General features: G+C 69.3%; 16 protein-coding genes. 4 read left to right on the top strand and 12 right to left on the bottom strand.

Annotation, left to right across the window (positions count from 1 at the left end; genetic code table 11):
* Positions 1 to 5 precede the first annotated feature (5 nt).
* The gene (locus HHL11_RS05170; protein ID WP_169417361.1) at positions 6 to 767 is read right to left on the bottom strand and encodes a sulfite exporter TauE/SafE family protein; all 762 of its coding nucleotides are present in this window, start codon (positions 765 to 767) and stop codon (positions 6 to 8) included.
* Positions 764 to 1,672, bottom strand: coding sequence for a LysR family transcriptional regulator (locus tag HHL11_RS05165; protein WP_169417360.1), 909 nt, complete (start codon positions 1,670 to 1,672; stop codon positions 764 to 766). Before HHL11_RS05165 ends, HHL11_RS05170 begins: the two co-directional genes overlap by 4 nt.
* Positions 1,673 to 1,758: 86 nt before the next feature.
* On the opposite strand from HHL11_RS05165, the gene HHL11_RS05160 reads away from it, so the two are divergent.
* The gene (locus HHL11_RS05160; RefSeq protein ID WP_169417359.1) at positions 1,759 to 2,379 is read left to right on the top strand and encodes a glutathione S-transferase family protein; all 621 of its coding nucleotides are present in this window, start codon (positions 1,759 to 1,761) and stop codon (positions 2,377 to 2,379) included.
* Positions 2,376 to 3,239, top strand: a complete 864-nt coding sequence (locus HHL11_RS05155) for a pyridoxamine 5'-phosphate oxidase family protein (protein ID WP_169417358.1) — start codon at positions 2,376 to 2,378, stop codon at positions 3,237 to 3,239. The genes HHL11_RS05160 and HHL11_RS05155 overlap by 4 nt, the downstream gene beginning before the upstream one ends.
* Here HHL11_RS05155 and HHL11_RS05150 read toward each other — a convergent pair.
* The 3 genes from HHL11_RS05150 to HHL11_RS05140 are packed head-to-tail and all read right to left on the bottom strand — an operon-like array spanning position 3,236 to position 5,379.
* Complete coding sequence (locus tag HHL11_RS05150; RefSeq protein WP_169417357.1) at positions 3,236 to 3,778, bottom strand: NADPH-dependent FMN reductase; 543 nt, start codon at positions 3,776 to 3,778, stop codon at positions 3,236 to 3,238. The two genes, HHL11_RS05155 and HHL11_RS05150, sit on opposite strands and share 4 nt — an antisense overlap.
* Positions 3,779 to 3,803: 25 nt before the next feature.
* The gene (locus HHL11_RS05145) at positions 3,804 to 4,766 is read right to left on the bottom strand and encodes a Bug family tripartite tricarboxylate transporter substrate binding protein (protein WP_240980170.1); all 963 of its coding nucleotides are present in this window, start codon (positions 4,764 to 4,766) and stop codon (positions 3,804 to 3,806) included.
* A 7-nt stretch (positions 4,767 to 4,773) separates the two neighbouring features.
* Positions 4,774 to 5,379 (bottom strand): nuclear transport factor 2 family protein, encoded by a 606-nt coding sequence (locus HHL11_RS05140; RefSeq protein WP_240980008.1) that lies wholly within the window; start codon positions 5,377 to 5,379, stop codon positions 4,774 to 4,776.
* A 126-nt stretch (positions 5,380 to 5,505) separates the two neighbouring features.
* Between HHL11_RS05140 and HHL11_RS05135 the strand changes: the two genes are divergently transcribed.
* Positions 5,506 to 7,167 carry an FAD-dependent oxidoreductase gene (locus HHL11_RS05135; RefSeq protein ID WP_169417354.1) on the top strand — a complete coding sequence of 554 codons (1,662 nt, stop codon included), beginning with the start codon at positions 5,506 to 5,508 and terminating at the stop codon, positions 7,165 to 7,167.
* Positions 7,164 to 7,928: a transporter gene (locus HHL11_RS05130; protein WP_169417353.1), complete on the top strand. Its 765-nt coding sequence runs from the start codon at positions 7,164 to 7,166 to the stop codon at positions 7,926 to 7,928. The genes HHL11_RS05135 and HHL11_RS05130 overlap by 4 nt, the downstream gene beginning before the upstream one ends.
* A gap of 2 nt (positions 7,929 to 7,930) precedes the next feature.
* Here HHL11_RS05130 and HHL11_RS05125 read toward each other — a convergent pair whose 3' ends face one another.
* Genes HHL11_RS05125 through HHL11_RS05095 form a run of 7 tightly spaced genes read right to left on the bottom strand, consistent with a single transcriptional unit; the run spans position 7,931 to position 15,375 of the window.
* Positions 7,931 to 8,635, bottom strand: coding sequence for an ABC transporter ATP-binding protein (locus HHL11_RS05125; RefSeq protein WP_169417352.1), 705 nt, complete (start codon positions 8,633 to 8,635; stop codon positions 7,931 to 7,933).
* Positions 8,628 to 10,361, bottom strand: coding sequence for a branched-chain amino acid ABC transporter ATP-binding protein/permease (locus HHL11_RS05120; protein WP_169417351.1), 1,734 nt, complete (start codon positions 10,359 to 10,361; stop codon positions 8,628 to 8,630). Before HHL11_RS05120 ends, HHL11_RS05125 begins: the two co-directional genes overlap by 8 nt.
* Positions 10,358 to 11,221 carry a branched-chain amino acid ABC transporter permease gene (locus HHL11_RS05115; RefSeq protein WP_240980007.1) on the bottom strand — a complete coding sequence of 288 codons (864 nt, stop codon included), beginning with the start codon at positions 11,219 to 11,221 and terminating at the stop codon, positions 10,358 to 10,360. Before HHL11_RS05115 ends, HHL11_RS05120 begins: the two co-directional genes overlap by 4 nt.
* Positions 11,218 to 12,426, bottom strand: coding sequence for an amino acid ABC transporter substrate-binding protein (locus HHL11_RS05110; RefSeq protein WP_169417350.1), 1,209 nt, complete (start codon positions 12,424 to 12,426; stop codon positions 11,218 to 11,220). Before HHL11_RS05110 ends, HHL11_RS05115 begins: the two co-directional genes overlap by 4 nt.
* 35 nt (positions 12,427 to 12,461) lie before the next feature.
* A complete protein-coding gene (locus HHL11_RS05105; RefSeq protein WP_169417349.1) occupies positions 12,462 to 13,418 on the bottom strand; it encodes a Bug family tripartite tricarboxylate transporter substrate binding protein in 957 nt (318 codons plus the stop codon).
* The gene (locus HHL11_RS05100) at positions 13,418 to 14,584 is read right to left on the bottom strand and encodes a CoA transferase (protein WP_169417348.1); all 1,167 of its coding nucleotides are present in this window, start codon (positions 14,582 to 14,584) and stop codon (positions 13,418 to 13,420) included. The genes HHL11_RS05105 and HHL11_RS05100 overlap by 1 nt, the downstream gene beginning before the upstream one ends.
* Positions 14,581 to 15,375: a citryl-CoA lyase gene (locus HHL11_RS05095; protein WP_169417347.1), complete on the bottom strand. Its 795-nt coding sequence runs from the start codon at positions 15,373 to 15,375 to the stop codon at positions 14,581 to 14,583. The genes HHL11_RS05100 and HHL11_RS05095 overlap by 4 nt, the downstream gene beginning before the upstream one ends.
* Between the last annotated feature and the right edge of the window lies 1 nt (position 15,376).

Below are 15,376 nucleotides of genomic sequence, written 5' to 3'. Positions count from 1 at the left end.
AGACTCTAGCCCGCGATGAACCCATCCCACACCAGCTTGCACCCGGTCAGCAGCATGCCGATCGTGATCAGCCGGTAGAACAGCTTCGGGTCGATGCGGCGCGCCATCTTGATGCCCAGCACCACGCCGATGGGCGCGAAGGGCAGCAGCGCGATGGAGGTCGCCATGTTGCGCAGGTCCAGCAGGCCCAGCCAGGCGTACGGGATCCACTTGCTCAGGTTCATCACGAAGAAGAACACGGACATCGTCGCCGTGAACACCACCGGCGCCAGCCGCAACGGCATCACGTAGGCGTTGATCGGCGGGCCGCCCGCATGGGCGACGAAGCTGGTGAAGCCGGAGAGCGCCGTGAGGATGCCGCCCAGCCACTTGGGCGGATGCGGGCTGTCCGGCCGCGGCGGAAAGGCGAGGCGCTGCGCGAGGAAGACCAGCGTGAAGGCGCCGACGATGCCCGACACCAGGCGCTCGTCGAGCATGCGGAAGGACAGCGCGCCGATGACGATGCCGGCCAGCCCCGCGGGGATGAGGAAGCGCAGCAGCTTCCAGTCGAAGTCGCGCCGGAAGGCCGCCAGCCCCATCACGTCCATCACGAACAGGATGGGCATCAGGATCGCGGCGGCTTCGGGCACAGTGACCGCCATCGCCATCATCGGCACGGCCAGCGAGCCGAAGCCGGCGCCGAAGCCGCTCTTGCTGATCCCGAGCAGGATGACCGCGGGGACCGAAGCCGCGTAGAAGGTCCAGGAAGTGACGATGGGCAGGCTCAAGGGGCGGATTGTCCCCCGGAAAACGAGGCGATCTCGCGCGCCGCGAAATCGATGAAGGCCCGCGTCCGCGCCGGCAACAGGCGCGCGTGCGGGTAGACGATGCTGATGGGACGAGGCGGCAGTTCGAAGTCATCCAGCACGATGCGCAGCTTCTTCGCCCGCACCAACTGCTCCACCTGGTACGAAAAGAACATGCCCAGCCCGGCGCCGTCCGCGCAGGCCTGCACGGTGGGCCAGACGTGGTTGAACTCGAGGTTGCCGCTGACGGCCACCTGGAAGACGCGCCCGTTCTCCTGGAAGTCGCCCCAGGCCGTGCGCGCGCCGCCGACGGTGCGAATGCAATTGTGCCGCGCGAGCTCGCGTGGATGCCGCGGCAGGCCGTGCCGGCGCAGGTAGGCCGGCGTGCCGACCACGACGCGGCGGATGTGGCCGATGCTCCGCGCCACGAGCGACGAGTCTTCCAGCTTGCCGATGCGGATGCCCAGGTCCTGCCCTTCCTCCAGCAGGTTCACCACCCGGTCCAGCAGCAGCAGCGTGCAGCGCAAACCGGGATGCTGCTGCGCGAAGCGCGTGACGACGGGCGCCACGTACATCTGCCCGAACAGCACGGGCGCGGTGATCTGCAGGTGGCCGCTGGGTGCGGCGGCGCCGGCGCGCAGCGCGGCTTCCGCCTCTTCCAGCCCGGTGAGCAGGTGGCGCGAGCGCTCCAGGTGCTGCCGGCCCTCGTCGGTCAGGGTGATGCGCCGCGTGGTGCGATGGAAGAGGCGCACGCCCAGTTGCGCCTCGTAGGCCGCCAGCGCGCGCACGACGGCCGGCACCGAACTCCCCAGCTCGCGCGCGGCGGCCGTCAGGCTGCCGGTGTCGGCGATCCGCACGAAGGTCTGCATGGCCTTGAAGCGATCCATGGGCGGATTATTGCTGCACAGACCGGAGCAGTCTTGTGCAACTTGCGCCATTTATTCCGACGATCGGAGTAAACAGAATGGGCGCCATGAACCCCATCAAGCTGCACCGCCTGGCCCTGTCCGGCCACTGCCACCGCGTCGAACTCCTGCTGTCGCTGCTCGGACTGCCGTACGAAGTGGTGGACGTCGACCTCGCCGCCGGCGAGCACAAGCGCCCGCCCTTCCTGGCGCTCAACGCCTTTGGCCAGGTGCCGGTGATCGAGGACGGCGACGTGGTCGTCGCCGATTCCAACGCCATCCTCGTCTACCTGGAAAGCCGCTACGCGCCGGGCCGCTGGATGCCGCGCGATCCGCTGGCGGCCGCGCAGGTGCAGCGCTGGCTTTCCGTCGCGGCGGGGCCGTTGGCCTTCGGGCCGGCATTGGCACGCGTCATCAAGCTGTTCGGGCGCAGCGACGACCCGGCGCCGGCCGTTGCGCGCGGGCAGCAGCTGCTGGCGGTGATGGAAGGCGAGCTGGCCGCGCGGCCCTGGCTCGCCGGCGACGCGCCCACCCTGGCTGACATCGCCAACTACGCGTACGTGGCACGGGCGCCGGAGGGCGGCGTATCGCTGCAGGACTTCCCCGCGGTGCGGAGCTGGCTCGAGCGCGTGGAAGCGCTGCCCGGCTTCTTGCCCTTCCCGCGCAGCGCGGTCGGATTGCCGTCATGAACTGGCACCCGGGCGAGATCGCCATGCAGCAAGCGGCCGGTGTGGCTGCGCGCATGGAGCCGGTCGCGGCGCGCGTCCTGCGCGACCACATGCCGGACCAGCACCGCGAGTTCTTCGCGCTGCTGCCTTTCGTCATCGCGGGAACACTGGACGCGAATGGGCAGCCGCGCGTTTCGCTGCTCGCGGGAGAACCGGGTTTCGCCCACTCGCCGGATCCCAGGCGCTTGAGGCTCGATGCACCCACCGGCACGCGCGGCTTCGCGGACGAAGACCTGGCGGAGGATTCGCCGGTTGGCCTGCTGGGCCTACAGGCGCACACCGGCCGGCGCAACCGCATGAACGGACGCATCGAAACCAGCGACGCCGAGGGATTCACGGTGCACGTGGACCAGAGCTTCGGCAACTGCCCGAAGTACATCCACCAGCGCGAAGCCGTGCACGCACCCGCAGCCACGGCTGCCCACAGCATCCTGATGACGGAATTCGATGGAGCGGCCCGCGCGCTGGTGGAAAGCGCCGACACCTTCTTCATCGCGACGGCCCACCCTGCCGCGGCGCACGGCCAGGATGCCAGCGAAGGCGTCGACGTCTCGCACCGCGGCGGGCCAGCGGGGTTCGTGCAGGTGCAGGACGGCAGCCTGCTGGTGCCGGACTACACCGGCAACTCCTTCTTCAACACCCTGGGCAACCTGCAGCTGGAACCCCGCTGCGCGCTGCTGTTCGTCGACTTCGAGACTGGCGAACAGGTGCACGTGCAGGCGCGCGGCGAGGTGCTGCAGGCCGGCGCGCAACGCATGCTGCGGCTCATCCCGGCCCAGGTGAAAAACACGGCAGGCGGGCTGCCGCTGCGCTGGCTTTAGCCCAGCCGCTTCGCCAGCGCCTGCAGCGACACCAGCAGGTCGCCGATGAACTTCTTCGTGGCCTCGTCGGTCGGTTCGCCCTCGGCGTTGAACTTGGTCTGGGCGCTGCCGATGAAGACCTCCGGCTTGTTGACCGTGAAGGTGTTCATGTAGACGAAGATCTTGCGCAGGTCGTACTGCGCACGCGCGGTGCCCAGCGGGCCGCCGCTGGCGCCCATGATCGCGACCGGCTTGCCTTCGAAGGGCGGCTCGGGCGGGCGCGACATCCAGTCCAGCACGTTCTTCAGCACGCCCGGCACCGAGAAGTTGTACTCGGGCGTGGCGATCAGCAGGGCGTCGGCTTCGCGCACCTGCGCCTTGAGCGCTGCCACGCTGGCCGGCTCGCCGGCGGCGCGCACGTCGTCGTTGAAGAAGGGGATGGCGCTGATGTCGGCGATGGTGATTTCCATGCCGGCGGGCGCCAGTTTCTGCGCGGCGCGCAGCGCCATTGCGTTGTAGGAAGCCTTGCGCAGGCTGCCGCAGATGCCGAGGACTTTCATTCTTGAGTTTGCTTCGTTGTGGATGTCATTCCGCCCGGATGGCCAGCGTCTTCACGATGCGCGGCCAGGTGTCGACGTCGCGCCGCACCACCGTGCGGGCATCGTCGCCCACCAGGGCCAGCGGCTTGCCGCCGCCCTTCACGAGCGCCTCCTGCACTTCGGGCAGGGCCGCCATTTTCGCGAATTCGGCGCGCAGGCGCTGCAGCACCTCCGGCGGCGTCTTCGCCGGCGCGAACAGGCCGAACCAGGATTCCAGCTGCAGGTCGGCGCCGCTCTCCTGCACGGTGGGCACCTCCGGATGCATGGGATTGCGCGCCGCGCCCGAGACGGCCAGCGCCTTCGCCTTGCCGGCATCCACCTGCACGCGCGCCGTGGGCGAGAGGTCGAAGAACAGGTCGACGCGGCCACCCAGCAGGTCCTGGTAGGCCGGCTGCGCGCCGCGGTAGGGGATGTGCGCGACGTCCACGCCCGCCATGTGCCACAGCGCCGCGGCCAGCACGTGCTGGCCGGAGCCGACGCCGGCCGAGGCGTAGGTGAGCTTGCCCGGGTTCGCCTTCGCGTAGGCCAGCACATCGCGCAGGTTCTGCTGCGGCAGGTCCTTGCGCGCGACCAGCGTGTAGCTGTAGCTCACCAGCAGGCCCACGGGCTCGAAGTCCCGCATGCTGTCGTAAGGCAGGTTGGCGTACAGGCCCGGGTTCAACGCGAGGTTGGACACCGAACCCACCAGCAGCGTGTAGCCGTCGGCCGGCGCCTTGGCCGCGAAATCGGTGCCGACCAGCGTGCCCGAGCCGGTGCGGTTGTCCACCACGAAGGGCTGGCCCGTTTGCCGGCCCAGGCGGTCGGCCATCAAGCGGCCCACGGTGTCGAAGCCGCCGCCGGGCGGCTGCGGCACGACGACGCGCACCGGCTTGTTCGGATAGACCTGGGCCTGCGCTGCCAGCGGCAACGCACAGGCCAGTGCAAAAGCGGTGAGCAGGCGGCGGCGCATCGTCACCTCAGCGCTCCAGCGCGCCGCCGGCCAGCCAGCGTTCGCCCCGCTTGTACAGCTCCTGGACCACCGGGCCCTTCAGCATCGGCATGTCCATCTTCACCTTGTAGCCGATGCGCGTCTGGATGTAGGCGAGGTGGCGGTAGCCTTCCGGCATCGAGGCGAGCAGTTGCGCGTCCAGCGTCAGCTGCGCCGTCGGGTCCAGCGGATCGATGCGGTCCTTCTCGTAGATCGGCTGGCGGTGCAGCACCTTCCACACGCCTTCGTGCTTGACGATGAAGTCGTAGAAGCGGCCGGTGCAGAGCACGTCGCACAGCACCGGACCCGCCTGGCCTTCGACCATGCCGCGCTGGGAGATCGTCATCTTGGTCTGGGCGATGGCGCGGTCGCCCGCCACCTCGATGGCCGAGCCGCCGAGGAAGTGCAGGATGCTCACGCCCTTGTCCCAGCCCTCCTGGGTGACGCGGATGAAGTCGCGAAAGGAGCCCTGGAACCAGGTGGCCATCATCACGCCTTCGGGGTGCCACACGGTGGCGAAGCGGTCCCAGTCGCCGGCGTCGCGCCACACGGCCCAGCGCTCCACCAGTTCGCGGATCAGGAGCTTGTCTTGCATGTCGTCTTTCATGGCATACCTCTGTCGATTCGGCCCGAACTGTAGGCTTGCCGCCAGCCGCCGGGAAGGCCTGCGCGGCAAATGACTTTTCCGCGGCGCGGAAGACCGCGCTGCTACGCTGAAAGCATGGAGACCCTGGATACGGAAGTGTTGGTGGCAGGCGGCGGGCCCTGCGGCCTGATGCTGGCCAACGAGCTGGGCCGGCGCGGCATCCGCACGCTGGTCGCCGATGCCAAGCCCTCGACCGCCTTCAACCCGCAGGCCAACGCGACGCAGGCGCGGACGATGGAACATTTCCGCCGCCTCGGCTTCGCGCAGGAGATGCGGGCGCAAGGCCTGCCCGCGGACCACCCGACCGACATCGCCTATTTCACCCGCTACACGGGCTGGGAACTGGCGCGGCTGACCTTGCCCACGGCCGCCGAAGCGGTGCGCAACGTGAAGAAGATGGCCGGCTCCTGGAGCGCGGCCGAACTGCCGCATCGCGTCTCGCAGAAGTTCGTGGAGGCGGTGTTGCGCCGGCAGGCGGACGCACTGCCCGGCAACGACATCCGCTATGGCTGGCAGCTGCAGTCCTTCACCGATGACGGCGACGGCGTGGGCGCGGTCGTGCAGCCCGTGGCCGGGGGCGAGCCGCTGCAGGTGCGCGCCCGCTACCTCGTGGGCGCCGACGGCGCGCGCAGCCTCGTGCGCAATGCGCTGGGCATCCGCTGGGGCGGGCACAGCGGCGTGCGGCGCGACTTCATGGGCGGGCAGATGTTCGCGCTGTACATGCGCGCGCCGGCCTTCTACGACGCCTTCCCGCACGCGCGTGCCTGGATGTACGTGAGCGTCAACGCGCAGCGGCGCGCCTTCATGGCTTCGGTGGACGGCCGCAGCGAGTTCGCCTTCCATGCCGCGGTGCATCCGGGCGAGGACGCCGACGCCTGGACCGCAGCGGACGCGCGCCGCGTGTTCGCCGAAGCGCTGGGCCGGGAGATCCCGATCGAGATCCTGTCCTTCGGCACCTGGACCGCCGGGCACTCGCTGGTGGCGGAATCGTTCCAGCGTGGCCGCGTCTTCATCGCCGGCGATGCGGCGCACCTGTTCACGCCCACCGGCGGGCTGGGCTACAACACCGCCGTCGAGGACGCAGTGAACCTCGCCTGGAAACTGGCGAGCGTGCTGCGCGGCACCAGCTCGCCTGCGCTGTTGGACAGCTACGAGGTGGAACGCAAGCCACTGGCCGAGCGCAACACCGCGTATGCGCGGCGCTTCGCCGACTCCGTGGGGCTGTTCGCCGCGCTGCCGGTGCTGGAGGAGTCCGGCCCCGCCGGCGACGCCGCGCGCGCCGAAGCTGCACGGCACCTCAACGCGCATGTGCGGCTGGAGTTCAACATTCCTGGCGTCACCTTCGGCGGGCGCTATGACGGCTCGCCCTGGATCGTCGGCGACGGCAGCCGGCCACCGCCGGACGAGCCCAACGCCTATGTGCCGACGGCGTGCCCGGGCGGGAGGCCGCCGCATGCGTGGCTGGCCGATGGTTCTTCGCTGTTCGACGGTTTCGGGCCGGGGTGGACACTCCTCGTGCTGGGCCGGGAAGCCCCCGATACCTCCGCGTTCGAGGAGGCCGCTGCGCGCCTGCATCTCGACCTGCGCGTGGTGCGGCACGCGGACCATGCCTTGCGCGAGCTCTATGAAGCGCCGCTGGCGCTGGTCCGACCCGACCAGGTCGTGGCCTGGCGGGGCGCGACTGCCGCGGAGGCGGAACGCGCGCTGCGGATCGCCGCCGCTATCATGCGCCGATGAAACGCGCCCTCCTCTTCATCCCAGCGCTGCTTGCCTGCATCGGAGCACAAGCCGACGAGGTGCCTTCGGTCACGCCCTACCGTCCCAGCGTGTCGACGCCAGCTGCCCTCTCGGCGCCCGGCTGGCTGGAGGTCGAAGCCGGCGTGCAGCGCAGCAACGCCGAAGACCCGCGGCGGCGCGACACCGTGCCCTACACGCTCAAGCTGGCCTTCACGCCCGACTGGGGCATCCGCGTCGGCGGCGACGCCTTCGTCCACCAGCAGGATGCGGCCGGCACCAGCGAGCGCGGCATCGGCGACACCTCCATCGTGCTGAAGCGGCGCTTCGCGGTGAACGATGCGAACGCCTTCGGCCTGGAGGCTGGCGTCAAGCTGCCCACCGCCCGCGCCGGCATCGGCAGCGAGCACACGGACGCCGGCTTGAACGGCATCTTCAGCAGCGACTTCGCGCCGAAGTGGCACGTGGACGTCAACCTCACGGCGACGCACCTCGGGGGCACGCCGGCCGGCGAAAGCGCCTGGCAGAAGGGCTGGGCCAGCGCCTTCTCGCGCAACCTCGACGAGCATTGGTCCGCGCAGGCCGAGTTGTCCGGCACCTGGCGCGGCGGCGCGGACCGCACCACGCAGGCGCTGGTGGCGGCCGCCTACGCCGTTTCGCCCGCCATCGTCATCGACGCCGGCGTCAGCAAGGGCCTGAACACGGCCTCCGGCGGATGGTCCGTGTTCAGCGGCATCACCTTCCTCGCCGCCAAGGTGTTCTGAGTTCAGAGGCCGAGATAGGCCTTCTGGATCTCGGGCCGGTCCATCAGCTCCCGCGCCGCGCCTTCGGCGACGATGCGGCCTTCTTCCATCACGTAGGCCCGGCGGGCGATCTCCATCGCCATCGCCACGTTCTGCTCCACCAGTAGCACCGAAGTGCCCTGCGCGTTGATGCCGCGGATGGCCTGGAACATGTCCAGCACCACCGCCGGCGCCAGGCCCAGCGAAGGCTCGTCGAGCAACAGCAATTGTGGCCGGCTCATGAGCGCGCGGCCGATCGCCACCATCTGCTGCTGGCCGCCCGACAACGAGCCGGCCGGCATGGGCAGCTTGGCCTTCAGCGCCGGAAACAGCGCCAGCACGCGGTCCAGCGTCTGTGCGCGCTGCGCCTTGGCATCCGGCAGGAAGCTGCCCAGGGCCAGGTTCTCCTGCACCGTCATGCCGGTGAAGAGCCGCCGCCCCTCGGGCACGATGGCGATGCCGCGGCCGCAGAAGCGGTGCGCAGCCAGCCTCGTGATGTCCGCGCCCTCGAAGCGCAGCTTGCCTTCGCGCGCGCGGTGCAGGCCGGCGATGACGTTGATCAGCGTGCTCTTGCCGGCGCCGTTGGGCCCGACCACGCACACGAGTTCGCCTCGCTCGACGTTCAACGACACGCCCCACAGCGCCGGCGCCGCGCCGTAGTTCGCCTTCAGGTCCGCGACTTCAAGCATGGGCCGGCCGTCCGAGATACGCACTCACCACCTCGCTGTCCTGCATCACTTCCGTGGCCTGGCCCTGCGCGATCAGCTTGCCGTGGTTCAGCACCACGATGCGATCGGTCAGCGCCATCACCGCGCGCATCACGTGCTCGACGAACACGATGGTCGCGCCCTGGTCGCGGATGCGCCGGATCAGCTCGATCGCCTCGTTGATCTCGCCCGGCGTCAGCCCCGACAACACCTCGTCCAGCAGCACCAGCCGCGGCCTGGCCGCCAGCGCGCGCGCCAGTTCCAGGAACTTGCGCTGGTGCAGGTTGAGGTCGTCGGGCAGCGCGTTCGCGCGGTCCTGCAGGCCGGTGAACTCCAGCCACTTCCAGGCTTCGCGGGTCGCGGCTTGCGCATCGAGCGAAGCGCAGCCGAACATCGCCACCATGGACACGTTCTCCAGCACAGTCATATGCTTGAAGGGCCGCGGGATCTGGTAGGTGCGGGCGATGCCGGCCTGCGCCATGCGGTGCGCCGGCGCGCCGGTCAGCACCTGGCCGTCGAACACGAGCTCGCCCGCGCTCAGCGGGTAATGCCCGCTCACCACGTTGATGAAGGTCGACTTGCCGGAGCCGTTGGGCCCGAGCAGGCCGAGGATCTCGCCCTGGCGCACCTGCAGGTTCACCTTGTCCAGCGCCTGCACGCCCTTGAAGGCCTTGGACAGGCCGCGGACTTCGAGCAGCGGCCTGGACGTGACGACGGCCGGCGCGCGCGGCGGCGGCGCCGGCGTGGGCCCCGGCAACACCTCCTTCGCCACCGGCTTGCGCCGCTTCTTCAGCAAGGTGCCCAGCACGCCTTCCGGCATGAACAGGATCACCACCACCAGGATCCCGCCCACCGCCGCCCGCCCCGCCACCGCGTGGTCGCCCGCCGTGAAGGCATACAAAAGCCCGGTGATCGCAGCCGCGCCGATGGCCGGCCCGCCCCACCAGCGCGTGCCGCCCAGCACGCTCATGAGCACTACCGTCAGCGGCACCGTGATGTTGAAGGTCTCGGCCGTGGTCACGTACTGCACGAACAGCGCATGGATGCCGCCGGCCACGCCCGCCAGCCCGCAGGACAGCGCGAAGGCGAGCAGCTTGTAGCGGAAGGTGGGCACGCCCATCACCTCCGCCACGTCCTCGTCGTCGTGGATCGCGAACAGGCCGATGCCCAGCTTCGAGTTCTGCACCTTCCACGCCACCAACAGGGTCACGATCGCGGCGATCAGCACCATCAGGTACAGCGCCGAGGCTGGCGAAGGCGCGATCTTCGGCACCTGCACCGTGTTCAGGTAGATGCCCGGGCCGCCGTCGATGGGCGTGTTGACGATGATGGTGGCGACCACGAAGGTGACCGCCAGCGTCAGCAGCGCGAACAGTTCGCCGCGCACGGACTTCACGCGGAACACGACGAAGCCCAGCCCCAGCCCGAACAGCGCGGGCACCAGCGCCGCGAAAGGCAAGGTCGCGAGGAAGGGCCAGTCGAACTTGGCCCCCAGCACCGCCGTCGTGTACATGCCGATGCCGAAGAAGGCGCCATGTCCGAAGGAGAAGTAGCCCGAGTAGCCCGAGAGGATGTTCCAGGACAGCGCCAGGATCATCCAGTGGAACACCAGGTACAGGAAGGACTCGTAGAAGGCCGGCAGCCCCAGCCAGGGAATGCAGGCCAGGCCAGCACCGGCCGCAAGAACAAGAGTGAGGGTCCGTTTCATGTGCCGGCCTTCGCGGGTCGCAGCAACAGCATCGCGATCAGCAGCGAAAAGGAGACGATGGGCGCCCACGAAGGCGAAGCCACCGCCATGGTGATCGCTTCGCTGACGCCGATGATGACGCCGGCGGCCAGCGGCCCGAGCGCGCTGCCCAGGCCGCCCAGCATGACGGCGGCGAACACCACGCCCACCCAGGCATAGATCTGCGAAGGCGTCAGCGAGAAGGTCAGCGCCAGGCAGACGCCCGCCACGCCGGCCAGCGCGGCGCAGCCGCCGGCCAGCACCAGCGCCAGGGTCTGCGCGTTGACGCCGAAGGCCGCCGCGATCTTGCCGTCCTCGGCCATCGCCCGCATCGCCTTGCCCAGGTCGGTGTAGCGCATCGCTGCCCACACGCCGAAGCAGGCGGCAAGCGCCAGCGCCAGGGTCACGAGTTCGGGCACCGGCAGGTACAGCTTGCCGACGGTGAACTTCATCGCGTTGTAGGGCGACTCCAGCTTGCGGTAGTCCGCCGTCCAGATGCCCTGGATGCCGCTCTCGATCACCACCGTGATGCCGAAGCTCACCAGCAGCGAGTTGAAGGGCGTGATCGCGAACTTGGACAGCACCCACTGCATGCCCACGCCGATGGCGAAGAACAGCGGCGGCACCAGGACGAGCGCCAGCAGCGGGTCCAGCTTCCAGCTGGCGGTCATCTGGTAGCTGAGGTAGCCGCCCAGGAACACCAGCCCGAAGTGCGCCAGGTTGATCTGGCGCAGCAAGCCCCAGGTGAGGCCCAGCCCCAGGCCGATCAGGCCGTACAGCGCGCCGATGAAGATGCCCGAGAGGATGGACTGCGCCAGCAGGTTCAGGCTGGGCAGCGTCATCGCACCTGCAGGCTGGCGCCGGGGGATGCGAAGGACGTCGGCCAGATCACCTTCCAGGTGCCGCCCTGCACCTGCTTGATCTTCATCAGGTCGTCGCCGTAGTTGCCGGGGCCGTCGAAGCGCAGGCGCCCCTGGATCGTGTCCACCTTGTTCTTGCGCAGCCACTCGCCGATCTTCTTGTCGTCCAGGCTGTTGGCGCCGCGCACGCCCGCTTCCAGGATCTGCCAGGCGCTGTACGAAGCCGCTGCCTGCACTTCCACGTGCGTGTCGGGCAGGCCGGCTGCCGTGGCGCGCTCGTTGAAGGTCTTCACGAATTCGGCGGCGGTGCCGCTGTTGGTGAAGGGCGGCTGCTCCTCGAAGATGGTCACCGACAGCGCGTTGGCGCCTTCCGGCGAGTGCGTCATCGGGCCGGGCGCGGGATACAGGTGGAAGTGGATCGGCGGCGTGTAGTCGATCTTCTTCATGGCTTCCAGCAGCTGGTTGCCTTCCAGGCCGATGTCGCCGATCCACACCATGTCGGGGTTGGCGTCCTTCACCCGCGCGGCGATCGGGCCGAAGTCGCGGTTGCCGAACTCCCACTCGAGGAACAGCACCTCCTTCAGTCCGCGCTGCTTGGCCACCTCGCGGCCGCCCAGCGACATGAAGTGCACCGAGGGGAATTTGCTGGTGACGATGGCGATGGTCTTGGGCGGCTTCTTGGCCGTCTCCATCAGGTCGAACAGCGAGTTGGACACCGTCTTCTGCGGGTCCGGGCCCAAGGACCAGGCCGGGAACTGCATGTCGTACTTGGCCATCGACGGGATGCCGAAGGTGTGGTGCACCAGCACCTTGTTGTAGCGCTGGGCCACGCCCATGGCGGACAGGATGGCGCCGGTGGCGTACGGCCCCATCAGCAGGTCCACCTTGTCGGAGGTGATCAGCTGTTCGTACAAGGTGCGGGCCAGCTCCGGCTTGGACTGGTCGTCCTTCACGATCCACTGCACGGGCCGGCCCAGCAGGCCGCCGCGCTTGTTCAACTGCTCCACGTAGATCTCGCCCACCAGCTTGTGCGTGAGGGCGGTGGCCGAAAGCGGCCCGGTGAGCGCCAGGGTGCTGCCGATGCGGATCGGCGCGCCGGCCGCCTGCTGCGCAAGCGCAGGCAGGCCGAACAGCGCGCCGGCAGCGGCGCTCGTGGCAGAGAGAATCCGGCGGCGGGTCAGGCTCATGCTTTGTCTCCTCTTGTGAATCTCTTGTCGTGGAATCAGTCGACGTGCGCGCCCGAGCGCTTGACCAGCTCGGACCACTTGGCGATCTCGACGCGGCTGAAGGCGGCCATCTCGTCCGGCTTGAGCACCGGCACTTCCAGGCCCTGGGCCTCCAGCTTCGCCTTCACTTCGGGGTTGTTCACGGCCTGCACGACGGCGTCGCGCAGCTTCGCCAGCACGGGCGCGGGCGTGCCGGCCGGCGCGTAGAGCATGAACCAGGCGACCAGGTCGAAGTCGCCGTAGCCCTGCTCGCTGATCGTCGGCACGTCGGGCGCGGCGCTGCTGCGCTTGGCGCTGGACACGCCCAGCGGGCGCAGCTTGCCCGCCTTCACCTGCGGCATCACCGCCGCCGGGTGATAGAACATGAACTGCACCTGGCCGCCCATCACGTCCGTCATGGCCAGCCCGCCTTCCTTGTAAGGCACGTGCACCATCTCGCCGCCCAGGCGCGCCTTCAGCAGCTCGCCGGCCAGGTGGCCCGAGGTGCCGTTGCCGGCACTGGCGAAGTTGACGCCGCCCGGCTTGGCGGCCGCGGCCTGCAAGTCCTTCAGCGACTTCACGGGAGAAGCGGTGCTCACCACCAGCAGGGTCGGCGTGTAGCCGGCGAAGCCGATCGGCGCGAAGTCCTTCAGCGCGTCGTAGGGCATCTTGCGGTACAGGCCCGGGTTGATCGCGTGCGTGCCCACCGTCCCCATGACGATCGTGTAGCCGTCCGGTTGCGCCTTGGCGACGAGGTCGGCGCCGATGTTGCCGCCCGCGCCCGCCTTGTTCTCCACCACCACCGGCTGGCCCAGCGGCTTCACCAGCGCCTCGGCGAACACGCGCGCAACGATGTCGGTGGTGGTGCCGGGCCCGAAGGGCACGACCAACTTCAGCGGACGGCTGGGAAAGTCCTGCGCCGCGGCGGCGAGCGGCAGGGCGGCCAGCAGGGCCAGGACGGCACGGCGCAACATCACTTCCTCGTCTCCTTCGCGGGTGCCGCGGCGCGCGGCTTCCAGCCGGCGTGCAGCTCCTCGTTGTGTTCCCCCAGCAGCGGCGGGGCGCTCACTTCCAGCGGGCGCTCGCCGTCGAAGCTGACCGGCGAGCGCACGGTGCGCCAGTGGCCCACCACCGGATGCTCGGTCTCCACGAACAGTTGCAGGTGCCTGGCCTGCGCATCCTCGGGCACTTCGGCCGTCGTGTACATCGGGGAATGCGGCACGTCGTTGCTGTCCAGCCGGCGACACCATTCGGCGCGGTCATGGCGCTTGAAGATCGGCCGCATCACGGCGATCAGCGCCTCCTGGTTGGCGATGCGGGCCTGCCGGCTGGCGAAGCGCTCGTCCAGGAAGATGTCCGGCTTCTCCATGGCGTTGGCCAGGCCTTGCCAGAACTTCTCCGGCGACGACATGTGCAAGGCGATCCAGCTGCCGTCCGCGCACTCCAGCACATAGGACTGCGAGACGCTGGGCCGGCTGAAGGGGCCCATCACCTCGTCGGCCGAGAACAGGTGCTGGAAGGCGTCGAGGTTGAAGTGCGTCATCGCCTCGAACATCGACAGTTCGACCTTGCGCGCGACGCCGCTGTGCTCGCGTTCGTACAGCGCGCCCAGGATGCCGTAGGCCGCGTAGAAGCCGGTGACGAAGTCGGCGATGGCCGGGCCCACCACGCGCGGATTGGCCGGGTTCACCAGCAGCCGCAGGTAGCCGCTGGCCGCCTGCGCCACGCTGTCGTAGGTGGGCCGGTGCGCCGCCGGGCCGGTGGCGCCGAAGCCGCTGATGGCGCAGTAGATGAGGCGCGGGTTCAGCTCCTTCAGGCGCTCGTAGCCGGCGCCGATCTGCTCGGCGAAGCCCGGGCGGAAGTTCTGGATGTAGACGTCGGCGTCCTTCACCAGCGCATCGAACTGCTCGCGGTCGGCCGCCTGCTTGGTGTTGAAGGTGACGCTGCGCTTGTTGCGGTTGACCGTCTGGTAGTGCGGCGAATAGAGCCCGCCCTTGAAGGCGCGGAAGGGGTCGCCGGTGCCGGGCAGTTCCACCTTCACGACGTCGGCGCCCAGGTCGGCCAGCAGCATCGAAGCCGCGGGCCCGGTGATGAAGGTGCCGTGCTCCAGCACGCGCACGCCGTCCAGGACCTTGATCACCGCCCGCCCTCCGGCATCTTGCCCGTGTAGAGGTATTCGCGCGTGGCCTGGTAGGACAGCGCGAAGCCGATCGGGTCGTCCAGTTCCTCGTTGAGGTGGGCGATGAGGCTGGCGGTGCGCGCCAGCATGGGCACGCCCTTCAGCGCGTTCACCGGGAAGCCCACGCCCAGCAGCACGGCGGGGATGGCCGCCGACACGTTGAGCTTGAGGTCCTTGCCGACCACCTCGGGAATCACGTCTTCCACCGCCTTCGCGATCTCGATGAAGCGCTGGCCGCCGCCGGCGCGCGCCGACACGTTGAACAGCGCGTCTACGCGCGGGTCGCGCCGTTTGTGCTCGGGGTGGCCGTAGCCCGGGATGGGCAGCTTTTTCTCGCGCCGCGCACTCACGACCGCGCGGGCCGCGGCATGCAAGTCACCACCGGCCGCGGCCTGGTCGATTTCGACGAACATGCGGCCCGCGGTCTCGGACGCGCCCAGGATCACCGAGCCCGAGCCCAGCAGGCCTGCCGCCACTGCGCCCTGCATGGCGTCGGGCGCCGCCGCCATCGTCATGCGTGCGGCCTGCACGCTGGGCACCAGGCCGTGCTCCGCGATCGCCACCAGGGTGGAGTTGAGCACCGCGCTGGCCGCGGCATCCGGCTTGCGGCCGGTGAGCAGCAGGAAGAAATAGTCGCCGAAGCCGACCTGCCCGATCAGGTCGCGCGCCAGGTCGTGCCCGCGCACGACGATGCGGTCTTCGTTGGACGTGCAGATCGCCGAACGCGGCGCGGTGGCCTTGCCGATTTTCAAG

This window comes from Ramlibacter agri, from assembly GCF_012927085.1.
Lineage (GTDB): Bacteria > Pseudomonadota > Gammaproteobacteria > Burkholderiales > Burkholderiaceae_C > Ramlibacter > Ramlibacter agri.
The sequence above is the reverse complement of the archived record's forward strand: the minus strand, read 5'-3'. Positions and strand labels throughout refer to the sequence as shown.